This window comes from Algoriella xinjiangensis (assembly GCF_900115015.1).
In the GTDB taxonomy this organism is placed as follows: domain Bacteria; phylum Bacteroidota; class Bacteroidia; order Flavobacteriales; family Weeksellaceae; genus Empedobacter; species Empedobacter xinjiangensis.
Genome location: NZ_FOUZ01000009.1, coordinates 114,781 through 136,255, shown reverse-complemented (window position 1 = coordinate 136,255; position 21,475 = coordinate 114,781). Strand labels below are relative to the sequence as shown.

Below are 21,475 nucleotides of genomic sequence, written 5' to 3'. Positions count from 1 at the left end.
TTTATAGGGTTTGTTAGGTTAGGTGGTTGAGTTATATATTCTTTTGTTAATTTTTTATAGATTCTATTGCTAAATTATTAATAATAAATTCTTGTCTTGTTGGTGTATTTTTTCCCATATAAAACTCTAAAAGACTTTCTATGGTTTGATCTTTACCAATCATTACGGGCTCTAATCGAATATCTTTTCCAATGAAATTTTTAAACTCATCAGGCGAAATTTCTCCCAAACCTTTAAATCGTGTAATCTCAGGATTTTTTACTTCTTCTAGTGCTTTAACGCGCTCTGGTTCAGAATAACAATAACGTGTTTCTTTTTTATTTCGTACACGGAAAAGTGGTGTTTGCAAAATATACAAATGCCCTTCTTTGATTAATTCTGGAAAAAACTGCAAGAAAAACGTAATAATAAGTAATCGAATGTGCATACCATCTACATCGGCATCAGTTGCAATTACGACATTGTTATAACGCAAATCTTCCAAACCATCTTCTATATTTAAAGCAGCTTGCAACAAATTAAATTCTTCGTTTTCGTATACAATTTTCTTTGTCAAACCATACGAATTTAATGGTTTTCCACGCAAACTAAATACAGCTTGTGTTTCTACGCTTCTACTTTTTGTGATAGATCCACTCGCCGAATCTCCCTCGGTAATAAATATTGTGGTATCTAAACGTAATTCTGCTTTTGTATCGTTGTAATGTTGACGACAATCGCGCAATTTTTTGTTATGTAAACTCACTTTTTTTGCACGATCACGAGCCAATTTTCTAATTCCAGAAAGCTCTTTACGTTCATTTTCAGATTGTTTAATTTTACGTTCCAACGCTTGCGCAACATTTGTATTCTTGTGCAAGAAATTATCAAGATATGTTTTGATAAAATCATTTACAAATGTTCGTACCGATGTCATTCCTGGCCCAATTTCGTTAGAACCAAGTTTGGTTTTGGTTTGTGACTCAAAAACTGGCTCAATAACTTTTATTGAAACTGCCGCAATAATTGATTTTCTAATATCCGCAGGATCGTAATTTTTATTATAAAATTCGCGCACCGTTTTAACAATTGCTTCTTTAAAAGCCGTTAAATGCGTACCTCCCTGCGTTGTATTTTGACCATTTACAAAAGAATAATAGGTTTCCGAATATGATTTAGAGCTATGCGTCATCGCAATTTCGATGTCTTCACCTTTTAAATGGATGATGTCATAAATCGTTTCATCTTCAATATTATCTTTCAATAAATCTTTTAAACCATCTTTCGAAAAGAATTCTTCTCCATTGAAAATAATTTTCAAACCTGGATTTAAGTAAACATAGTTTCTCAACATTTTGTCTACATATTCTTTTCTGAATTTAAAATTCAAGAAAATTGTACGATCTGGAACAAATGTAATTTTAGTTCCTTTACGTAATGATGTTTCTTTTTCGTCTTCTTGCGCTACTAAAATTCCTCTTTCAAATTCCGCAATACGCGTTTTACCATCACGAATAGATTGTACTCTAAACGATGTTGACAATGCATTTACAGCTTTTGTACCAACACCATTCAATCCAACCGATTTTTTAAATGCTTGCGAATCGTATTTACCTCCGGTATTCATTTTAGAAACGGCATCAACCATTTTTCCTAACGGAATTCCGCGTCCATAATCACGCACAACTACTTCTTCTTCGCGCAAATTAATCTCAATTGTTTTTCCTGCACCCATCACAAATTCGTCGATACAGTTATCTACAATTTCTTTCAGCAAAATATAAATACCATCATCCTGCGACGATCCATCTCCTAACTTCCCGATATACATACCAGGTCGCATACGAATGTGTTCGCGCCAGTCTAAGGTTTTTATATTATCCTCAGTATAATTTACTTGATCTATTTCTGACATTTGAGTTGTTAAGTGTTTTTAAAACGAGTTTTACAAAAATAAGAAAAATTTAATAAAATATTATGGTTTATTGTTTTGATTTTGAGTAAAATCACGCTAATTTAACTTTATGATAAAATCAAAGCTACCACACGTTTCCACGACTATTTTCTCTGTAATGAGCCAATTAGCACAAGAAAATAACGCAATAAATTTGGCACAAGGTTTCCCCGATTTTAATACAGATTCTGAATTAATTACCCGTTTAAATTATTATTCGACACAAAATTACAATCAATACGCGCCAATGTTTGGCGTCGAAAAACTAAGAATCTTACTTTCCGAAAAATTTACTAAATTATATCAATCTGATTACGATTTTCAGAATGAAATCAACATTACAAGTGGTGCAAGCCAAGCAATTTTTAATGTGATTTCTACTTTAATTCATCCAAATGATGAAGTGATTATTTTTGAACCTGCTTACGATTTATATCAACCAACGGTAGAATTATTTGGCGGAAAAGTAGTTCCGATAAAATTAAAACACCCCGAATATTCGATTGATTTTGAAGAATTAAAACAAAAAATATCAGCAAAAACGAAGTTAATTGTCATCAACAATCCAAATAATCCAACTGGACGAATTTTATCTGAAGAAGATTTAAAGCAATTCGAGAAAATTATTTCGGAAACAAACGCGTATATTTTAGCAGACGAAGTTTATGAACACATTACGTTTGACGAAAAAAAACACCAAAGTTTTGCGCAATTAAAATCGATAAAAGACCGTGTTTTTATTGTTGGTTCGTTTGGGAAATTATTCCACATTACGGGTTGGAAAATTGGTTATGTTTTAGCCGAAAAAGAATTGATGAAAGAGTTTAGGAAATGTCATCAGTTTAATGTTTTTTCTACACATACACCGTCACAATATGCACTTGCTGATTATATGGAAAATGCGGAACATTATTTACATTTGAATCAATTTTTTCAAGAAAAAAGAGATTTTTTTATTGAAGGTTTACAGCAAACAAAGTTTGAAATTTTACCGTGCGAAGGAACTTATTTTTTGAGTGCAAATTATGCTAAACTAAGTGATTTAAATGATGTTGATTTTGCGACAAAACTTACAAAAGAATATAAAGTTGCAACAATTCCGTTTTCTGCTTTTTATCAAGACAAAACAGATCATAATATCATTCGTTTTTGTTTCGCGAAGAAAAACGAAACGCTAGAACAAGCATTAGAAAAACTAAGTAAATTATAAAAAAAGGCGTTCATTATGAACGCCTTTTAACTTTTATTTTTTAACAATTTTTCTTGTGAAAACCTGGTTATCTGAATGGATATTCAATAAATAAACGCCTTTTGGTAAAGTTGAAATATTTGTTTGATTACCAACAAATTCTTTCACTAATTTACCTGTCAAATCATATACTTTTACTTTTTCTACTTTATCCAATCCTTTTATTGTAACCACATCAAAAGTTGGATTAGGATAAATTGATACATTTTTATTATTAATATCCGAAACTCCTAAAGTAGATTTTTCTATAACAACATCATCTAGTTTAAGCATCATAGATTCTTGATAATTCGTCTTATAATGTCTAAAAACTAACTGAACTTTTTTACCTGCAAATTCTGAAATACTAACATTAATTGTTTTTGGTACTGACGAATAATCGGCATCTAAAGTTTCTTCGAAAACAGCTATTTCGTTTCCTACAAAAGTTGCATTCGCAGGAATTACATAAACGGCATAATGCTCTATTCCTAAATCTAAATTTATATTGGCTACTTTAAATGATAAATCTAAATTAACACCCGTTGGTAAATCAATTGCAGGACTTATCAATGTATTATCGGCAAACATTGGTGAAAAAAATATACTTGAAAGTGACAATGCACAAGCTCCAAATGGATCTGCATTATCAAAAAAATCCCATGTATATCCATCTCCATCTAATTCGCCTATTGTCCAAAGTCCTCTATCGCCTTCTGGGCTAAAATCTTCTTGAAAAACGGTGTTTCCTTGTGCAAATAAAGTGCTTCCAAAAACAATTGTCGTAAGTAGTAAAAAGTTTTTAATCATAATATTTTAATGTTAATTAACTGGTTATAAATCTATAACAAAAAAACTAACAAATGTTTGTTACAAAAACGTTTCTGCCTAATTTACAGTTCATAAAAAAAGTGTTGATAAAAATCAACACTTTTAGTAAAATTTTCTATAATTAACTCTTAAACATTAAATAAGAAGTGCATAATATCACCATCTTTTACAATGTAAGTTTTTCCTTCTACATTTAATTTACCAGCTTCGCGACATTTAGCCTCAGAACCATATGTAATAAAATCTTCGAATTTAATTACCTCAGCACGAATAAATCCTTTCTCGAAATCTGTATGAATAACTCCTGCAGCTTGTGGTCCTGTAGATCCTTTTTTGATTGTCCAAGCGCGCACTTCTTTTACACCTGCCGTAAAATACGTTTCTAAATCTAATAAAGTATAAGCCGAACGAATTAAACGATTAACTCCTGGTTCTTCTAATCCTAATTCTTCTAAAAAGATTTGACGCTCGTCAAAAGTTTCTAATTCGTTGATATCAGCTTCAATTTGCGCAGCCAAAATTAACACTTCTGCATGCTCGCCTTTTACTGCATCTTTTACTTTATCAACCCATTCGTTTCCGTCTTTTGCTGCTGCTTCATCTACATTACATAAATAAAGCACTGGTTTAGCGGTAATCAATTGTAAAGTATCTACAATTTCTAACTCTTTTTCGTCTAAATCCATCTCGCGCACATTTTTCAATTCCTCTAAATGTGCTGTAACAGCTGTTAAAACTTCAACAACTTTTTGTTCGTCTTTATTTCCTGCTTTTGCTGCTTTTCTAGATTTATCGATACGTTTTGTAACTGTATCTAAATCTTTTAATTGCAACTCAATATCAATAGTTTCTTTATCACGAATAGGATTAATTGATCCATCTACGTGCGTAATATTTTCGTTTTCGAAACAACGTAAAACGTGAATAATTGCATTACACTCGCGAATGTTTCCTAAAAATTGATTTCCTAAACCTTCTCCTTTACTTGCTCCTTTTACTAAACCTGCAATATCAACAATCTCTACAACTGCTGGCACAACACGCTCTGGATTTACAATTTCTTCTAATTGATTAAGACGAGTATCTGGTACAGAAACAGTTCCTACATTAGGCTCAATTGTACAGAAAGGATAGTTTGCCGATTGTGCTTTTGCATTTGACAAACAGTTAAATAAAGTAGATTTACCTACGTTTGGTAATCCAACAATTCCACATTTCATATATGATGTATCTTATTTTTAAACAATTGAATAATAGAACTTCTGTCCTAAAATTTGGGGCAAAGATAATCATTTCATTTTTTAATCTACTAACGTGCAGAAACTCTGTTCAATTTTATATTGAGAATATTACCCGAAAATGATTGCATTTCGCCTAAAAAACAATCGCAATTTACGTGATAAGTCAAATCATAATAATTAGAAGATTGATCTAAATTCGTTTTCTTAAAGGTTAATTTCGGAAAATTAAAAACAATAGAATCTGTTTTATCATTCTCGTAACCATCATTAAAATCAAATTCAATCTGAATTTTCTTTTTTGATTTTGAAATTACAATTATGGTTTTATCATTTGTTTTTGGCACAATTGTATTCTGAGTTTTATAGCTCAAAAAATCTTGTTGCCAATTTCCTTCAATTGTTTTGAAATGATTTGTTGCACAACTTGTCAAAATAAAACATAAAAAAATTCCGAATAAAGCTTTCATATTATGTGAATTAATGAATTGAAAATAACAATATTTTTTTACATTTACTTAAATACTTAAAACAATGAAATCAAAATTATTAATATTCAGCTTTCTTCTTGCTGTAGGATTTGCAAATGCGCAAACTGCAACAGAAATTTTAGCAAAAGCACAAAATCAAGCTAAAATCGAGAATAAAAATGTTTTTGTTATTTTCCATGCTTCTTGGTGTGGTTGGTGTAAAAAAATGGAGAAAAATATGGACGATCCAAAAGTTAAAGCCTATTTTGATTCTAACTACATAAAAACATTTATTACGGTACAAGAACGTGCAGAAAAAAAGAATTTAGAAACGCCAGGCGGCGATCTTATCAACGAAAAATTTGGTGGTAAAAACCAAGGTTTGCCTTTTTGGGTGATTTTAGATGCGAACGGAAATGTTTTGGAAGATTCTAAAGTAAATGGAGAAAATATTGGCGGACCAGCTTCTGAAGATGAAGTTGTAAACCTAATTTCTAAATTAGAAAAAACTACGAAAAACGAAAAAGTAAATTCAGAAAACATTAAGGAAGTGTTTATTCTGAAGAAAAAATAAAATCCAAAAAAAAATAAAAATCCGCAATTAGCGGATTTTTTTATTTTGTCAAAATATGAAAAGCTTCTTCTAAACTTTTATATTGTCCTTTAAATTCTTCTATAGATTGATCGGCAATTATTTTTCCTTTATTTAGTAAAATTACTCGCGAACAAAGCGCTTCCACTTCTTGCATAATATGCGTCGAAAGAATTACCGTTTTTTCTCGTCCAATTTCTTTAATAACTTCTCTAATTTCGATAATTTGATTTGGATCCAAACCATTTGTTGGTTCGTCTAAAATCAAGATTTCTGGGCTCGAAATTATTGCTTGCGCCAACCCAACACGTTGTTTATATCCTTTTGATAATTGATGAATTTTCTTATGTTTTTCGGGTAATAAACCTACTCGTTCTATAACTTCATCAATCTTCGATTTTTTAACATCGCGCATATTTGTCACAAATTCCAAATACTCTTTTACATACATATCCATATAAAGTGGATTGTTTTCTTGTAAAAAACCGATTAACTTTTTGGTTTCAATTGGTTGTGTCGAAACATTAAAATCATTTACAGAAATTTCTCCAGCATCAGGATTAATTGCATTCGTTATACTTTTCATCAAAGTAGATTTTCCTGCGCCATTTGGTCCTAATAAACCAACAACTTCTCCATTTTTTATCGAAAATGAAACTTTATCCAAAGCCAGTTGTTCTCCGTATTTCTTTGTTAAATCTTTAATAACAATTCCCATCTGATAAAAAATTTTGATAAATTTAGTAAAAAATAGTTGTTCATTTAAAAAATAAATTTCTAAGTTTGTAACTCAATTTATATAGAAACCAAGAATGACAACATTCAATCATTTTAACACATTTTTCTTTTACTTTTTTGGATATTATCCAGGAGAGCAGGGACTGTGTTGTCATAATTGATTTGTTAGAATTATATTAAGATAAATAAAAGTCCCACGTTTGTGGGACTTTTTTTTTGCGCAAAACACATGAAAACAAAAGTTGCAATACAAGGAGTAAAAGGATCATATCATCATGAAGCGACTGATAATTACCTGAAAAATGAATTCGAATTACTTGAATGTGACACATTTAAGCAATTAGCAAAAGCTTTAGCAAAAGGAAAAGTAGATAAAGCTGTAATGGCAATAGAAAACACAATTGCCGGAGCAATTTTACCAAACTATGCATTAATCACGAAATATGGTTTAAAAGTAGTTGGCGAAATTTATTTATCAATTCAACATCAATTGATGGTAAAAAAAGGACAGAATTTAGAAGATATTACAGAAGTTCGTTCGCATCAAATGGCGCTTTTACAATGTGATAAATATTTAGAAAAATTTCCGAATTGGAAAGTTGTAAATGATGTAGATACCGCTTTAACAGCGAAAGATATTGTTGATCAAGATTTAAATCACGTAGCGGCAATAGCATCAAGAAAGGCGGCAGAAGTTTATGGTTTAGACATTTTAGCATCAAGCATACAAACGTATCAAGATAATTTTACACGTTTTTTTGTCTTGCAACGCGAACATAACGATTACGAAGATTTTAATAAAGTATCAATGCGATTTTCGGTTCCGCATAAATCTGGCGCTTTGGTAGATGTTTTAAATCAAATTGCAGAATGTGGAATTAATATGGATAAAATTCAATCTGTTCCGATTATTGACAAACCTTGGGAATATTCGTTTCACATTGATATTACATTCGAAAATAAAGAACAATATTATACTTTGCTAGGAAAAATAGCACGAAAATTAACTGATTTAGAAATATTAGGCGAATACAAAAAAGGGAAAGAATGATAACAGAAGCCCAACGATTACAAAGTGTTCAGGAATACTATTTCTCAAAAAAATTACAAGAAATAGCGAACATGCAAACGGATATTCCAATCATTTCATTAGGAATTGGAAGTCCAGATTTACAACCTCATCCTGCCGTGATTGAGGAATTGATTAAAAACGCACAAAACGGAATCAATGGTTATCAAAGTTATCGTGGAATTCCTGAAATGAGAGAAGCGATGGCAACTTTCTACAAATCTAAATTTAATGTAGACGCCAATCCGTCTACAGAAATTTTGCCATTAATGGGGTCTAAAGAAGGAATTATGCATATTTCTATGGCTTTTTTGAATGAAGGTGATAAAGTTTTAATTCCGAATCCAGGTTATCCAACTTATTCATCGGTAACAGAATTAGTGCAAGCGGAACCTTTGTTTTATGATTTGACAAATGAAAATGATTGGTTACCAGATTTTGATCAATTGGAAAAATTGGCCAAGCAAAAACCAAAAATTATGTGGATTAATTACCCACATATGCCAACTGGAGCAAAAGCACCAAAAGACGTTCTTAGAAAATTAGTAGAATTTGCAACACGCCATCAAATTTTAATTGTAAATGACAATCCTTACAGTTTTATTTTAAATGATGAGCCAACAAGTATTTTAGAAATTGAAGGAGCAAAAGATGTTTGTATTGAGCTGAATTCGTTAAGCAAAACATTTAACATTGCGGGTTGGCGAATAGGAATGGTGATTGGAAAAGAAACATTTATCAACTCTATTCTAAAAGTAAAATCTAATATGGATTCGGGAATGAATTTTGCAATTCAGAAAGCGGCTGCAAAAGCGCTTTTGGTAGATGATTCGTGGTACGATGAGTTGACAACTATTTATGCCGAACGCCGAAAAGCGATTTGGGAAATTGCAGATTTATTAGATGTAAAGTACAATCCTGATACTGCAGGCATGTTTATTTGGGCAAAATTACCCGAAGACGTTGATGATAAAGAGTTTATTGATGAAATTTTATACACTAAAAAAATCTTTATCACGCCAGGAAGTATATTTGGAAGTAATGGAAAAGGATTTATTCGATTTTCACTTTGCGCACCAATTGAGAAGTTAATTGAAGTTAAAAAACGATTAGAAGCATGAAAACAATTTCAGTAATTGGATTAGGACTAATCGGAGGTTCGTTTGCATTAGCTCTAAAAAGAGTTGGTGTTGCAGAAAAAATAATTGGTGTTGATCAAAACGAAATTCATCAAAAAGAAGCGTTAGAATTGGGAATTGTTGATGAAATAATGAATTTAGATTTAGCGCTAAAACAATCAGATTTAGTGGTAATTGCAGTTCCAATCAATTCTATTCAAAATGTTTTACCCGAGATTTTAGACAAAATCAACGACAAAACAATTGTGATGGATATGGGTTCTACAAAAGCTGGTATTTGTAAAAAAGCTCTAAATCATCCCAAAAGAAAGCAATTTGTTGCAACGCATCCAATTGCTGGAACAGAAAATTCTGGCCCAAAAGCAGCTTTTCCTGAGTTATTTCTTAATAAAGTTGCCATTTTATGTGATGTTGAAGAAAGTGATAAAGAAGCGGTAAAAAAAGTTAGAAAAATCTATCAATCGCTTTGGATGAATGTAATTACAATGACCTCGGAAGCGCATGACGCGCACATTGCATACGTTTCTCATCTTTCGCATATTACGTCTTTTGCTTTGGGACAGACAGTTTTAGAACAAGAAAAAAACGAAGAAGCAATTTTTGATATGGCTGGTTCTGGTTTTGAATCGACTGTTCGTTTAGCAAAAAGTTCGCCTGATATGTGGACGCCGATTTTGATTCAGAACCGAGAAAATTTATTGAATGCAATTGATGCTTATCAAACACAAATTTCTAAAATCAGAAAAATGATTGAAGAAAAAGACATCGAAAACATTCATAAATACTTAAAAAACACAAACGACATACGTCGAATTTTAAATAAATAATTTACTACCAAATAAATAATTAATAAACTTAAATTTGTAAAACATTATGGAAAATAATAATTGGATTAAGGAATACGATAAACCGATGATCATTGCTGGACCTTGTAGTGCAGAAAGTGAAAAACAAATGATGACAATTGCAGAAGATCTTGACAAAGATTATGTGCAAGTTTTTCGTGCCGGAATCTGGAAACCTCGTACTAAACCTAATTGTTTTGAAGGTGTTGGAGCAATCGGATTAAACTGGTTGAAGAAAGTAAAAGACGAATTCGGAATGAAAATTGCGACTGAAATTGCTAATGCAAATCACGCAAAATTAGCTTTAGAATATGATGTTGATGTCCTTTGGATTGGTGCTCGTTCTACAGTAAATCCGTTTACAGTTCAGGAAATTGCTGAGGCTTTACGCGGAACTGATAAAATTGTTTTAGTTAAAAATCCTGTAAATCCAGATTTAGATTTATGGATTGGAGCTTTAGAGCGTTTAGAAGCACAAGGAATTAAAAACTTAGGGGCAATTCACCGTGGTTTTTCTACCTACAAAAAGACAAAATACCGCAATAATCCACAATGGCAAATTGCGTTAGATTTCAAGAATAAATTACCTAATGTGCCTATTATTTGTGATCCATCACACATTTGTGGAAACAGAACTGGCTTATTTGATGTTGCACAACAAGCATTCAATTTTGAGTACAACGGATTAATGATTGAAACTCATAATAATCCTGACGAAGCTTGGTCTGATGCATCTCAACAAATTACACCAGCGCGTTTATTAGAAATTTTGAAAGACTTAGAAATTCGTCAATCAGATGATCCAGATGCGATTTACAAAACTGGAATAGAGAATTTACGTCATCAAATTGATGAATTAGATAACTCTATTTTAGATACTATTTCTCAACGAATGAAAGTTGCAAATTCTATCGGAGAATTGAAAAAAGATCATAACGTTGCGGTTTTTCAGCCAGATCGTTGGAAACAAATCAAAGATAACTCTATAAAAGCAGGTGTTTCTTTAGGTTTGTCTGAGGATTTTGTTGATAAATTATTACAAGCAATTCACCAAGAATCTGTAGCGCAACAAAACCAAATAATGGTTAAAAAAGACGAAAAAATATAATACATATTGAAAGGAATTGTAATAAAATCTACTGGTAGCTGGTACCATCTTCTTACCGAAGATGGTGCGACTTACCAAGCAAGAATAAGAGGAAAATTTAGAATTGCAAACATCAAACACACTAATCCTATTGCGGTTGGTGATGAAGTTGATTTTGAAATTGACAAAGATGATATTGCCGTAATAACGCATATTCACGAACGCAAAAATTATATCATCCGAAAATCGGTAAATCTCTCTAAAAAAACACACATTATTGCCTCAAACATTGATGTGGCTTTTTTAGTTGTAACGCTTTCTAATCCTAAGACTTCTTTTGGTTTTATTGATCGTTTTTTAATTACTGCCGAAGCTTATCAAATTCCGACCGTTATTTTATTCAATAAAATGGATTGTTACACGGAAAGTGAGATGGCTGATTTAGAAATTTATAAATCGATTTACAATTCTATCGGTTATGAAAGTATGGATATTTCTGCGGAAACTGGTCTAAATTTAGATTTGGTAAGAGCGCGCATGAAAGATAAAGTAAGTTTAGTTTCGGGACATTCTGGTGTCGGAAAATCTACTTTATTAAATGCTTTAAACCCAGATTTGAATATCAAAACACATCAAGTTTCTGATTTTAATAGTAAAGGACAACATACCACAACTTTTGCACAAATGTATAAATGGCCTTTTGGCGGATTTATTATTGACACGCCTGGAATAAAGGAATTTGGATTAGTACACATTGACAAATCTGAATTACAAGGTTATTTTCCAGAAATTTTGGAACTAAAATATGCATGTAAATTTGATAATTGCATACATGTTAACGAGCCAAAATGTGCTGTACAAGATGCTGTAGAAAGTGGTAAAATTGCACCTTCGCGCTACGAAAATTATCTTACTTTTTTACAAGAAGATATTTACAGAGAATAACAGAATTCACATTATAATAAAACAAAAGTCATTCTTAATTTTTAAGAATGACTTTTTTATTTACCTCGATTACGGTTTCCCGTAAAATATATCAATTTGCAGCATTTACCTTTGTCAAAATTGATGAAGATGAATAATTTACACATACAAGTTGCGTTGGATTTTGTAGAATGTACAACAGAACAAAAAAAGCAAAATTCACAAACCATTTAGAATCGATTAACTGGCAGTCAGTCAATCCAAATAAATTATGGAATGTTGCTTGTCATAATCAAAATGATCATCTAGAAATCATTCATAAAATCGAAAGAGAATTATTAATCGCGAAAGAAATTTCTAATCTTTATGAATTGGATTATGCTATAATTTCTCCAGAAGATATCTATTTCAATCAACTGAATTAATATATAAAATAACTTTTACCTATTTTTATAACGCTATAACTTTATCCTAACAGAGTTGTAGCGTTTTTTAATGCCTCTAATTCTCTTAAAATTAATTTAATAAAATCATAAAAAATTACTAAATTTCTACTCAAATTATCTAATAATAAAAAATAATATATGCGAACGATCTTACAACGTGTTCAACATGCGTCTGTAACTGTAGAAGGAGAAATATCGGGGAAAATAAATCACGGAATTTTAGCTTTAGTAGGTTTTGAACCTGAAGATACAAATGAAGATTTTGAATGGATTACGAAGAAAATCATACAATTAAGAATTTTTAATGATGAAAACCACGTAATGAATTTAGATATACAACAAACAGAAGGAGAAATTTTAGTAGTTTCGCAATTCACATTGCATGCAGCAACTAAAAAAGGTAATCGACCGTCGTATATAAAAGCTTCGAAACCTGATTTGGCAAATGAGCAATATGAAAAATTTTTACAGATTTTAGAGAATAATTTCAAAGCTGTTCAAAAAGGAATTTTTGGTGCAGATATGAAAGTTGAATTGTTAAACGATGGTCCAGTTACCATTTTCATCGATTCTAAAAATAAAGAATAAACAACTAACACTAAATTGATAATGAAGAAAACTCTACTTTTTTCCACATTTATGTGTTCTTTTATTTATGCACAAAATTATGCTGTAGATCAAATTCCGGCAGATTTGGTAAAAGACGCTTATGTGGTTATTCGTCAAAATGATGAAAAAATTGAATTACTAAAAGTTGATGAACTAAAATATACAGAAGATGTTGTAGTAACTGTACTAAGCAAAGCGGGCGATAATTATGTTGGTGCGCAAGCTTATTACAATCCAAATACAAAAATTGATTTGTTTGAAGCTACGCTTTATGATGCTTTTGGTAAAGAAGTTAAAAAATTTAAATCAAAAGATTTATTGGATCAAAGTGCTGTTTCTAACGGACAAATGTACACAGATGACCGCATAAAATATTTAAACTTTACGCCAACATCTTATCCGTATACCATTCATTATAAAATTACAACAACTACAAAAAATACAATTGGAATTCCGAAATGGTATCCAGTAAAAGCGCCAAATCTTTCGGTAGAAAAATCGAGTTATCAATTTTCAAATAAAACGAATGCTACTATTCGTCTAAAAGAAAATAATTTTAATGGATTTAACATTCAAAAAACGGGCGATCAAAATAATTTAAACTATACATTTAATCATATTCCTGCTTTTAACGAAGAAGACAAAATGATTAGTATTCGCAACATTTTTCCGAATGCAATTTTAGCGTCAAATCAAATCAATATTGATGGTGTAAAAGGAACTTTTGACAATTGGAACGAATACGGAAAATGGACATATACTTATCTTGTAAATGGAAAACAGGATTTTACAGCACCTCAAAAAGATTATTTTAAAGGATTGGTAAAAGAGGCAAAATCTGACAAAGAAAAAGTCGAAATTTTATACAAACATTTACAGAAAAAAGTTCGTTATATTGGCGTACAATTGGGTATTGGTGGGCTTTCGCCTTACCCTGCATCGTATGTGGAAAGCAAAAGTTATGGCGATTGTAAGGCTTTAACAAACTATATGTTATCTATGTTAGATGCTGTTGGTATAAAATCTTATTACACCGAAGTACATTCTGGCGCGACACCAAAAGACATGACCGAAGATATGATGTATTTGCAAGGCGATCATGTTATTTTATATGTTCCATTAAAAGACGAAGATATTTGGTTAGAAACAACAAGTCAAACTTCTGCATTTAATTATTTAGGTGATTTTACAGCGAATCGTAAAGTTTTTATTTTAGATGAAACTGGCGGAAAAATAATTCCTTCACAACAATTTAAGCCCGAAACAAATCAATTATTGGTTAACGGAACGGCGAATATTTCTATTGACGGAACGCTTAATACAAAACTTTCTGAAGTTTCTAAAGGTTTGATTTACGAAAACCTTGCGCGATATGCACAATTAACAGAAAAGGATTTGGATTTGAGATTAAAAAATCGTTTTTCTAATTTACAAGGAATCAAGTTTAACAAAACTGAATTTAATGATAATTGGAATGATGCAATTTTTACATCAAATTTTGATTTTTCTGTTCCAAATTATGCTAAAATTCAAGGAAATAATATCATTATCAACATCATTCCTATTAATCGCGAAGAAACTTCTTTGAAAAAAGCAAAGGACAGAAAGTTTGATTTTAAGGTAGAATCGGGTTATGTAGACGAAGTTTCTTATGTATTAACTATTCCGAATGGATATAAAATGCCTCAAAGTTTTGAAGCTATAAAAGTAAAATCTGCTTTTGGAGAATATAGTTTAGAAATTCATCCAAAAGATCAAAATAACTTAGAAATAAAACGAGTTTATAAACAATTACCTGGTTCTTTCTCAAAAGAAAAATACAACGAATATGTCGAATTTAGACGACAAATTGCAGGTTATGACAACACGAAACTATTACTAGAAAAACTATAAAAACACTTATGAAGACATTAATAACACTTGTAGCTTCTATTGCTACGTTATCAAGTTTTGCACAAGATGTGAAATTTGGAAAAGTAACAAAACAAGATTTTGAGAAAACAAAAAGTACCATTCAAGTTGATGCGCCTGCGGAAGTTCTTTATGCTGATGGTAATTATAAAATTAGTTTTAATACAAATCAAGGTGGTGTAGAACAAATAAAAAAAGTTTTTTATCGCATTGTTGTATTTGATAAAGATAAAACGCCAGACGATGTACTAAAGATTGATATTCCTTTATACAAAGGAAATTCATCTAGTGATACAGATAAAATTTTATCACTTAAAGCTGTAACATACAACCTTGAAAATGGAAAAATTGTAGAACAAAAAGTTGAGAAAAAAGATATTTTTACAGAAAAAGTTCATCGTTTTTTAGATAAACAGACCTTTACATTTCCAAATGTTAAAAATGGCTCTATTTTAGAGTATACGTACGAAATTCTTTCTCCATTTTACAGCAATACAGATACATGGTATTTTCAACAATCAATACCAGTTGTAAATAGTAATTTTACTTTAGAAGCTCACGAATTTCTTAATTATCAACATGATTTAAGAGGTGGATTTGTTCCAAAAGTTGGTAAAGATTCAAAACAAGATATTTATACTTTAAATGAATTTGTGAGAGGTAGAAATGCAAACGCAAATGTAACTGAACAAAAATTAACTATAAATACAACTAAATATACGCTAACAAACTTACCAACCTATGCAAAAGAAGCTTATGTATTAAATTCTCGTAATTTATTAGCAAGTATACGTTTCGAATTATCATCTTACATAGTTCCTGGTAGAACTACTGAAAATTTTTCGACAACTTGGGAACGTATCGGGAAAGATTTAATGGATCATGAAAATTTTGGACGTCAATTAAACGGAAATAATTTTTTAGATGAAACTGTTAATACACTTATCGCCAACAAAACATCTAATCTAGAAAAGACACAAGCAATATTTGATTATATAAAAACAAATATGACTTGGAATGATTATTTAGGTGAATATACAGACAATGGTATTCGTAAAACTTTTAACGAAAAAACAGGAAATTCTGCAGATATCAATCTAATGTTAATTGCAATGTTACGAAAAGCAGGTATTGATACAAATCCGATTGTTTTAAGCACTGTTCAAAATGGTGTAATCAACTATGCGTTTCCATCTCGTAGTAAATTAAATTATGTGATTGCAGGCGCAACTGTAGATAATAATTTATACTTAATGGATGCTACCGATAAAAATGCTCAAATAAATTTATTGCCAATTCGTGCAATTAATGACCGTGGATTTATGGTAACTGACAAAGGAATGAAAGAAATTACGCTTCGAAATTCTATCATGTCTGCAGATAAAAAAACAATTACAGCTGATTTAAAACCAGATGGAAATCTTTCTGGTATATATTCTAGTGTTCGCGATAACTATTTTTATATGGCTGATCAATCGGAAATTACAGCTGATCCAAAAGCATTTGAAAAAGAGTATACAGAAGATTATAATTTCGAAATTTCTGACTTTAAAACACAAGACAATAAGCAAAATTTAATTCGTCATCAATTCAAATTTGATGATGTAAAAGTCGACGTTGCAGGAAATAAAATCCTTTTCAATCCATTCTTATTTTTAGCAAATACAAAGCATAATCTAAATTTAGAACAACGTAATTATAATATAGAGTTTGGTGCGCCAACAACCAATACAAACACTATTAAAATTAAAATCCCAGAAGGTTACAAAGTAGAATCTTTACCTACGGAAAAACAATTTACAATGCCAGATAAAGCTGGTGGATATGCTTATAAAGTTATTGAGAAAGATGGGTTTATCATTGCGCAGGCGCAAAAAATAATACCTTACAGCGTTTTGCCTCCTCAATATTATAAACCATTAAAAGAGTTTTTAACAAATATTATTAGCGCAGAAGGTCAGCAAGTAATTTTGGTAAAACAATAATTAAAAAACTTCAATTCTATATTAAAACCACTCATTGAGTGGTTTTTTATTTTGTACTTTTATCTTTTCAAACAAAAAATCAAAAATCATGAGTCTTAAACAAGCACAATTAGATGTCGATAATTGGATAAAAGAACATGGCGTTCGTTACTTTAACGAACTAACAAATATGGCTCAACTAACAGAAGAAGTTGGTGAAGTTGCACGTATTATTGCACGTCGATATGGCGAACAATCCGAAAAAGAATCAGATAAGAATAAAGATTTAGGCGAAGAATTGGCCGATGTAATTTTTGTAGCAATTTGTTTAGCCAATCAAACTGGTGTTGATTTAGAATCTGCTTTTTATAAAAAGTTAGATTACAAAACAAAACGCGACCACGATCGTCATCAAAATAATGATAAATTAAAATAAAATGATTGAAATTTCAGCTCATCAATCCCCAATAAATAATCAATTGGCCGTTACAGGTTCTAAAAGCGAAAGCAATCGTTTGTTGTTATTAAACCAATTATTTGAGAATGTTTTGAAACTAGAAAATGTTTCAAATTCAGAAGATTCTCAATTAATGCAAAAAGCATTGGCAAACAAAACCGATTTAATCGATATTCATCATGCCGGAACTGCAATGCGTTTTCTAACTGCTTATTATTCGATTCAAGCAGACAGAGAAGTTACATTAACGGGCTCTGAACGCATGAAACAACGTCCGATAAAAGTTTTGGTTGATGCATTAAATAATTTGGGAGCAGAAATTTCGTATCAAGAAAATGAAGGTTTTCCACCATTACAGATAAAAGGAAAAAAATTAACACAAGATTCAATCACAATTCCATCAAATATCAGCTCGCAATACATTACAGCTTTATGTTTGGTTGGAACAAAATTACCAACTGGATTAACGATTAATTTGGACGGAAAAATCATCTCGATTCCGTACATTCAAATGACTATTCAATTGTTAAATAAAGTTGGAATTAATGCTGTTTTTGAAGGAAATACGATTACAATCCCTTTTACAGCAGCTATTCAACCTCAAACATTACAAGTTGAATCTGACTGGAGTTCTGCTTCTTATTATTACAGTTTGATTGCATTATCTAAAAATTCTGAAATTAAAATTTCTACTTATTTCGAAGATTCTTTGCAAGGAGATTCGGATTTGCAGAAAATTTATGCAGAAAATTTTGGAATTGATTCTAATTTCGAAAATGGAGTTTTAACGTTAAAAAATAATCCAGAATTTCAATTCAAAGAATTAATCGAATTAAACTTAATCAACACACCAGATATTGCACAAACTATTGCTGCAACTTGTGTTGGATTAAAATTGAAATGCCATTTAACTGGACTTGAAACATTAAAAATTAAAGAAACTGATCGTTTAGTTGCTTTAAAAAATGAATTAGAAAAATTTGGTGCACAAATTTCTATTACAGATGATGCTTTAACTATAGAAAATTATACTTCTTACACAGAAATTCCGACGATCGAAACGTACAACGATCATCGTATGGCGATGTGTATGGCGCCGTTGGCACAGCTTTTTACAATTCGAATAAAAGATGAAATGGTGGTAGAAAAATCATATCCAACTTTTTGGGAAGATTGGAAACAATTAGGTTTCGAAATCAAATCAATATAATTAAAAAAGCTTCAGATAAATCTGAAGCTTTTTTAATTATTCTATTTTTTTCTAATCAAAATTCTGCATGTTTACAAGGTTTGCATAAACTCCATCTTTTTCAATAAGTGAAGAATGATTTCCTTGTTCTATAATTTTACCTGCATCCATAACTACAATTTTATCTGCACTCTGAATTGTTGATAAACGGTGCGCAATAACCAAAGAAGTTCGGTTTTGCATCATATTATTCAATGCAACTTGCACCAATTTTTCCGATTTTGTATCCAAAGCCGAAGTTGCCTCATCCAAAACCATAATTGGTGGATTTTTATAAACGGCACGCGCAATACTCAAACGCTGTTTTTGACCTCCAGAAAGCTTTCCTCCTCCTTCTCCAACAGATTCTTGGTACTTCTCTGGCATTTTTACAATAAACTCTTCTGCATTCGCAATTTGAGCCGCATGTTCTACTTTTTCTTGGCTTGGATTTTTATCTCCTAAAGCAATATTATTAAAAATTGTATCATTAAATAAGATTGAATCTTGCGTAACTAATCCAAATAATGTACGATAATCATTTAATTTTATGTGTCGAATATCAATTCCATCAATCAAAATTTCGCCCGATTTTACGTCCCAAAAACGTGTAATTAAATTGGCTAAAGTTGATTTTCCAGAACCAGATTGCCCAACTAAAGCAACAGATTCTCCTTTATTTATCGTTAAATTAAAATCTTTGATGACATCATGTTTTCCATAACCAAAGGTTACATTTCTAAACTCTATTTTATCCTCAAAAGCCTCAATTCCTTTTGCATTTGGCAAATCTTTTATCGAAACATCAGCATCTAAAACATCAAAAATACGTTTGGCAGAAACTTCTCCTTTTTGAACATCTGATAACGCTTTCGAAAAACGTTTGATTGGATCTAATAAAGTGTAAAAAGTTGCGATGTAAAAAATAAATTCTGAACCTGATAAACCATTTCCTTCCAAAGATAATTTTCCTCCAAAAAATACAATTAAACCAATTGTTATTGCACCTAAAAATTCACTTGTTGGTGAAGCCAACGCACGTTTTTTCATTACTTTTTGCAAGTATTTTCGGTACAAATTTATTGACGTATCAAAACGACCTTTTACTTGATCTTCTGCATTAAAAATCTTAATAATCTTAAGTGATGTCAGTGTTTCATCAACATATGTAATAATGTTAGACAACTCTTCTTGCGCATGTTCAGCAGCTTTTTTAAGACTTTTACCAATCAACGAAATGATAGTTCCCATAATTGGAAAAACTAAAATCGCAAAAATTGTTAATTGCGCACTAATCACAAACAAAGTCGTTACACAAACAATAATCATAATTGGCGAACGAACAATTTCTACAATCGAATTTAGAATATTAGATTCTACTTCGTTAACATCGCTCGAAATACGATTAATCATATCACCTTTGCGTTTTTCGGTAAAATAGGCAACAGGCAAATCGATGATTTTGTTGTGTATATCCACGCGCAAATCACGTGTAACGCCCGAACGCAAATCGACCAAACAAACTTCTGATAAAAAGCTAAAAATATTGCGAAACAAAAACATCACAATAAACACAATACACGAAATTGCCAAAACATAAATTGGTCCTTCTGTATTCGAAATATTGTTCATAAAATAGGCAGAATAATCAGAAAAAAACTGTTTTAAATCGCCTAAATTGCCAGAATAAACTGGTTTAGAAAGTATTAAATTCTTTTTTTCATCGAAAAGCACACCTAAAATCGGCATTAAAAATGCCAACGAAACGACATTAAAAATCGCGTATAATAAATTAAAAATAATCGCTGTTACAAACGATGATCGGTATGGTTTTACGTATGAAAGTGATCTTTTATATAAACTCATTGATTTATTTTAAAACGTTCAAAAGAAACTTTTGAAGCTACAAATTTAAGCAAAAAAAATAATGACTACTTTAAATATAAAATAGTCATTATAGAGTAAAAATTTTGTGGGTTTGATTACTCAGAGTAACCTTTTTTTCGTTTTGATTTTATTTAACTCGTTGCCAAGTTTGTGTTCTTCCCATTAATGAAATTCCAATGTAACCTCTTACATCCAATTTATCAACTCCATTTAGGGTCATTTTTGCTTTGTATTCTTTTCCGTTTGTAGGATCAATAATCTTTCCTCCAGACCATTCTTTTCCTTCTTTTTTAAGACCCGAAAGAATCTGAAGTCCTAAAATTGGTTTATTTTTTAGTGCTCCTGTACATTCTGTACATTTTGCATTTTCTTTTCCTTTTGTTAAAATCTTAGAGACTTTACCGTAAAGTTTACCATCTTTTTCGAAAATCTCTACGTAAGACTTCGCCTGTTTCGTTTCGTCATCAATTGTTTTCCATGTTCCAATCGGTGATTGTGCGTACATTAAAGATGTCAACATAAAGAATAATCCGAATAAAATTGATTTTTTCATATTTTTATCCTTTAAAATTTATTTCACTAAAGTAATTAAATTTTAGTGTAATCAAAACACTAAAGCTAAAATTTTATAAAAATTTATCATATTTTATGATTAAAAACGAATAAAACACTTATTAACAAGGAAATATTAAATAAATAAATTATTGATAAATATTATTATTTTTACTCATTAAAGACAATTTAGTGTAAACTATGCTAACATAATAATTATTTTTTTGAATTCTATTTTTTGAAAATTCATGATTTATCACTTCTTCTATCGTATAAATAAAAAAAATTAATACATTTGTCTACTATTTTTATAGAGTTTATAGATAA

The 21,475-nt window shown here is 30.7% G+C and carries 20 protein-coding genes; 13 read left to right on the top strand and 7 right to left on the bottom strand.

Going from position 1 to position 21,475, the window contains the following annotated elements:
* Positions 1-46: 46 nt before the first annotated feature.
* Entirely contained in the window at positions 47-1,894 is a 1,848-nt protein-coding gene (locus tag BM072_RS10060; protein ID WP_092908541.1) for a DNA topoisomerase IV subunit B, read from the bottom strand.
* A gap of 109 nt (positions 1,895-2,003) precedes the next feature.
* Between BM072_RS10060 and BM072_RS10055 the strand changes: the two genes are divergently transcribed.
* On the top strand, positions 2,004-3,143 hold the full coding sequence (locus BM072_RS10055; RefSeq protein ID WP_092908540.1) for a methionine aminotransferase: 1,140 nt from the start codon (positions 2,004-2,006) through the stop codon (positions 3,141-3,143).
* A 33-nt stretch (positions 3,144-3,176) separates the two neighbouring features.
* On the opposite strand, the gene BM072_RS10050 is transcribed toward BM072_RS10055, so the two are convergent.
* The 3 genes from BM072_RS10050 to BM072_RS10040 form a co-directional block, all read right to left on the bottom strand.
* Complete coding sequence (locus BM072_RS10050; protein ID WP_092908539.1) at positions 3,177-3,971, bottom strand: T9SS-dependent choice-of-anchor J family protein; 795 nt, start codon at positions 3,969-3,971, stop codon at positions 3,177-3,179.
* Positions 3,972-4,120: 149 nt separating this feature from the next.
* Positions 4,121-5,212, bottom strand: a complete 1,092-nt coding sequence (ychF, locus tag BM072_RS10045) for a redox-regulated ATPase YchF (protein WP_092908538.1) — start codon at positions 5,210-5,212, stop codon at positions 4,121-4,123.
* Positions 5,213-5,301: 89 nt separating this feature from the next.
* On the bottom strand, positions 5,302-5,700 hold the full coding sequence (locus BM072_RS10040; protein WP_092908537.1) for a hypothetical protein: 399 nt from the start codon (positions 5,698-5,700) through the stop codon (positions 5,302-5,304).
* A gap of 64 nt (positions 5,701-5,764) precedes the next feature.
* On the opposite strand from BM072_RS10040, the gene BM072_RS10035 reads away from it, so the two are divergent.
* Entirely contained in the window at positions 5,765-6,274 is a 510-nt protein-coding gene (locus BM072_RS10035) for a thioredoxin family protein (protein ID WP_092908536.1), read from the top strand.
* Between the two features lie 40 nt (positions 6,275-6,314).
* Here the strand turns inward: BM072_RS10035 and BM072_RS10030 are convergent, their stop codons facing one another.
* Complete coding sequence (locus tag BM072_RS10030; protein ID WP_092908535.1) at positions 6,315-7,010, bottom strand: ABC transporter ATP-binding protein; 696 nt, start codon at positions 7,008-7,010, stop codon at positions 6,315-6,317.
* Between the two features lie 249 nt (positions 7,011-7,259).
* Between BM072_RS10030 and BM072_RS10025 the strand changes: the two genes are divergently transcribed.
* From BM072_RS10025 to BM072_RS09975, 11 genes are all read left to right on the top strand, one after another.
* Positions 7,260-8,081, top strand: coding sequence for a prephenate dehydratase (locus tag BM072_RS10025; protein ID WP_092908534.1), 822 nt, complete (start codon positions 7,260-7,262; stop codon positions 8,079-8,081).
* Positions 8,078-9,220 carry a pyridoxal phosphate-dependent aminotransferase gene (locus tag BM072_RS10020; RefSeq protein ID WP_092908533.1) on the top strand — a complete coding sequence of 381 codons (1,143 nt, stop codon included), beginning with the start codon at positions 8,078-8,080 and terminating at the stop codon, positions 9,218-9,220. Before BM072_RS10025 ends, BM072_RS10020 begins: the two co-directional genes overlap by 4 nt.
* Positions 9,217-10,065: a prephenate dehydrogenase gene (locus BM072_RS10015; protein ID WP_092908532.1), complete on the top strand. Its 849-nt coding sequence runs from the start codon at positions 9,217-9,219 to the stop codon at positions 10,063-10,065. The genes BM072_RS10020 and BM072_RS10015 overlap by 4 nt, the downstream gene beginning before the upstream one ends.
* A gap of 46 nt (positions 10,066-10,111) precedes the next feature.
* Positions 10,112-11,191 (top strand): bifunctional 3-deoxy-7-phosphoheptulonate synthase/chorismate mutase type II, encoded by a 1,080-nt coding sequence (locus BM072_RS10010; protein ID WP_092908531.1) that lies wholly within the window; start codon positions 10,112-10,114, stop codon positions 11,189-11,191.
* Between the two features lie 6 nt (positions 11,192-11,197).
* Positions 11,198-12,115, top strand: a complete 918-nt coding sequence (gene rsgA / locus BM072_RS10005) for a ribosome small subunit-dependent GTPase A (protein WP_092908530.1) — start codon at positions 11,198-11,200, stop codon at positions 12,113-12,115.
* A gap of 170 nt (positions 12,116-12,285) precedes the next feature.
* Positions 12,286-12,519 (top strand): hypothetical protein, encoded by a 234-nt coding sequence (locus tag BM072_RS10000; RefSeq protein ID WP_092908529.1) that lies wholly within the window; start codon positions 12,286-12,288, stop codon positions 12,517-12,519.
* 159 nt (positions 12,520-12,678) lie between these two features.
* Positions 12,679-13,128 carry a D-aminoacyl-tRNA deacylase gene (dtd, locus tag BM072_RS09995; protein WP_092908528.1) on the top strand — a complete coding sequence of 150 codons (450 nt, stop codon included), beginning with the start codon at positions 12,679-12,681 and terminating at the stop codon, positions 13,126-13,128.
* Between the two features lie 21 nt (positions 13,129-13,149).
* Positions 13,150-15,042, top strand: coding sequence for a DUF3857 domain-containing protein (locus BM072_RS09990; protein WP_092908527.1), 1,893 nt, complete (start codon positions 13,150-13,152; stop codon positions 15,040-15,042).
* A gap of 8 nt (positions 15,043-15,050) precedes the next feature.
* Positions 15,051-17,045 (top strand): transglutaminase family protein, encoded by a 1,995-nt coding sequence (locus BM072_RS09985; protein ID WP_092908526.1) that lies wholly within the window; start codon positions 15,051-15,053, stop codon positions 17,043-17,045.
* 88 nt (positions 17,046-17,133) lie between these two features.
* Positions 17,134-17,460, top strand: a complete 327-nt coding sequence (locus tag BM072_RS09980; RefSeq protein WP_092908525.1) for a nucleotide pyrophosphohydrolase — start codon at positions 17,134-17,136, stop codon at positions 17,458-17,460.
* 1 nt (position 17,461) lies between these two features.
* Positions 17,462-18,691 (top strand): 3-phosphoshikimate 1-carboxyvinyltransferase, encoded by a 1,230-nt coding sequence (locus BM072_RS09975; RefSeq protein WP_092908524.1) that lies wholly within the window; start codon positions 17,462-17,464, stop codon positions 18,689-18,691.
* Positions 18,692-18,742: 51 nt separating this feature from the next.
* On the opposite strand, the gene BM072_RS09970 is transcribed toward BM072_RS09975, so the two are convergent.
* Both BM072_RS09970 and BM072_RS09965 read right to left on the bottom strand, forming a co-directional pair.
* The gene (locus BM072_RS09970) at positions 18,743-20,575 is read right to left on the bottom strand and encodes an ABC transporter ATP-binding protein (RefSeq protein WP_092908523.1); all 1,833 of its coding nucleotides are present in this window, start codon (positions 20,573-20,575) and stop codon (positions 18,743-18,745) included.
* A gap of 148 nt (positions 20,576-20,723) precedes the next feature.
* Positions 20,724-21,149: a DUF2147 domain-containing protein gene (locus BM072_RS09965; RefSeq protein WP_092908522.1), complete on the bottom strand. Its 426-nt coding sequence runs from the start codon at positions 21,147-21,149 to the stop codon at positions 20,724-20,726.
* Positions 21,150-21,475: the final 326 nt, after the last annotated feature.

Bases quoted from the DNA above. Each gene is read 5' to 3' on its own strand.
- BM072_RS10060 (WP_092908541.1), bottom strand. From the start codon at position 1,894: ATGTCAGAAATAGATCAAGTAAATTATACTGAGGATAATATAAAAACC.
- BM072_RS10055 (WP_092908540.1), top strand. From the start codon at position 2,004: ATGATAAAATCAAAGCTACCACACGTTTCCACGACTATTTTCTCTGTA.
- BM072_RS10050 (WP_092908539.1), bottom strand. From the start codon at position 3,971: ATGATTAAAAACTTTTTACTACTTACGACAATTGTTTTTGGAAGCACT.
- ychF (WP_092908538.1), bottom strand. From the start codon at position 5,212: ATGAAATGTGGAATTGTTGGATTACCAAACGTAGGTAAATCTACTTTA.
- BM072_RS10040 (WP_092908537.1), bottom strand. From the start codon at position 5,700: ATGAAAGCTTTATTCGGAATTTTTTTATGTTTTATTTTGACAAGTTGT.
- BM072_RS10035 (WP_092908536.1), top strand. From the start codon at position 5,765: ATGAAATCAAAATTATTAATATTCAGCTTTCTTCTTGCTGTAGGATTT.
- BM072_RS10030 (WP_092908535.1), bottom strand. From the start codon at position 7,010: ATGGGAATTGTTATTAAAGATTTAACAAAGAAATACGGAGAACAACTG.
- BM072_RS10025 (WP_092908534.1), top strand. From the start codon at position 7,260: ATGAAAACAAAAGTTGCAATACAAGGAGTAAAAGGATCATATCATCAT.
- BM072_RS10020 (WP_092908533.1), top strand. From the start codon at position 8,078: ATGATAACAGAAGCCCAACGATTACAAAGTGTTCAGGAATACTATTTC.
- BM072_RS10015 (WP_092908532.1), top strand. From the start codon at position 9,217: ATGAAAACAATTTCAGTAATTGGATTAGGACTAATCGGAGGTTCGTTT.
- BM072_RS10010 (WP_092908531.1), top strand. From the start codon at position 10,112: ATGGAAAATAATAATTGGATTAAGGAATACGATAAACCGATGATCATT.
- BM072_RS10000 (WP_092908529.1), top strand. From the start codon at position 12,286: ATGTACAACAGAACAAAAAAAGCAAAATTCACAAACCATTTAGAATCG.
- dtd (WP_092908528.1), top strand. From the start codon at position 12,679: ATGCGAACGATCTTACAACGTGTTCAACATGCGTCTGTAACTGTAGAA.
- BM072_RS09990 (WP_092908527.1), top strand. From the start codon at position 13,150: ATGAAGAAAACTCTACTTTTTTCCACATTTATGTGTTCTTTTATTTAT.
- BM072_RS09985 (WP_092908526.1), top strand. From the start codon at position 15,051: ATGAAGACATTAATAACACTTGTAGCTTCTATTGCTACGTTATCAAGT.
- BM072_RS09980 (WP_092908525.1), top strand. From the start codon at position 17,134: ATGAGTCTTAAACAAGCACAATTAGATGTCGATAATTGGATAAAAGAA.
- BM072_RS09975 (WP_092908524.1), top strand. From the start codon at position 17,462: ATGATTGAAATTTCAGCTCATCAATCCCCAATAAATAATCAATTGGCC.
- BM072_RS09970 (WP_092908523.1), bottom strand. From the start codon at position 20,575: ATGAGTTTATATAAAAGATCACTTTCATACGTAAAACCATACCGATCA.
- BM072_RS09965 (WP_092908522.1), bottom strand. From the start codon at position 21,149: ATGAAAAAATCAATTTTATTCGGATTATTCTTTATGTTGACATCTTTA.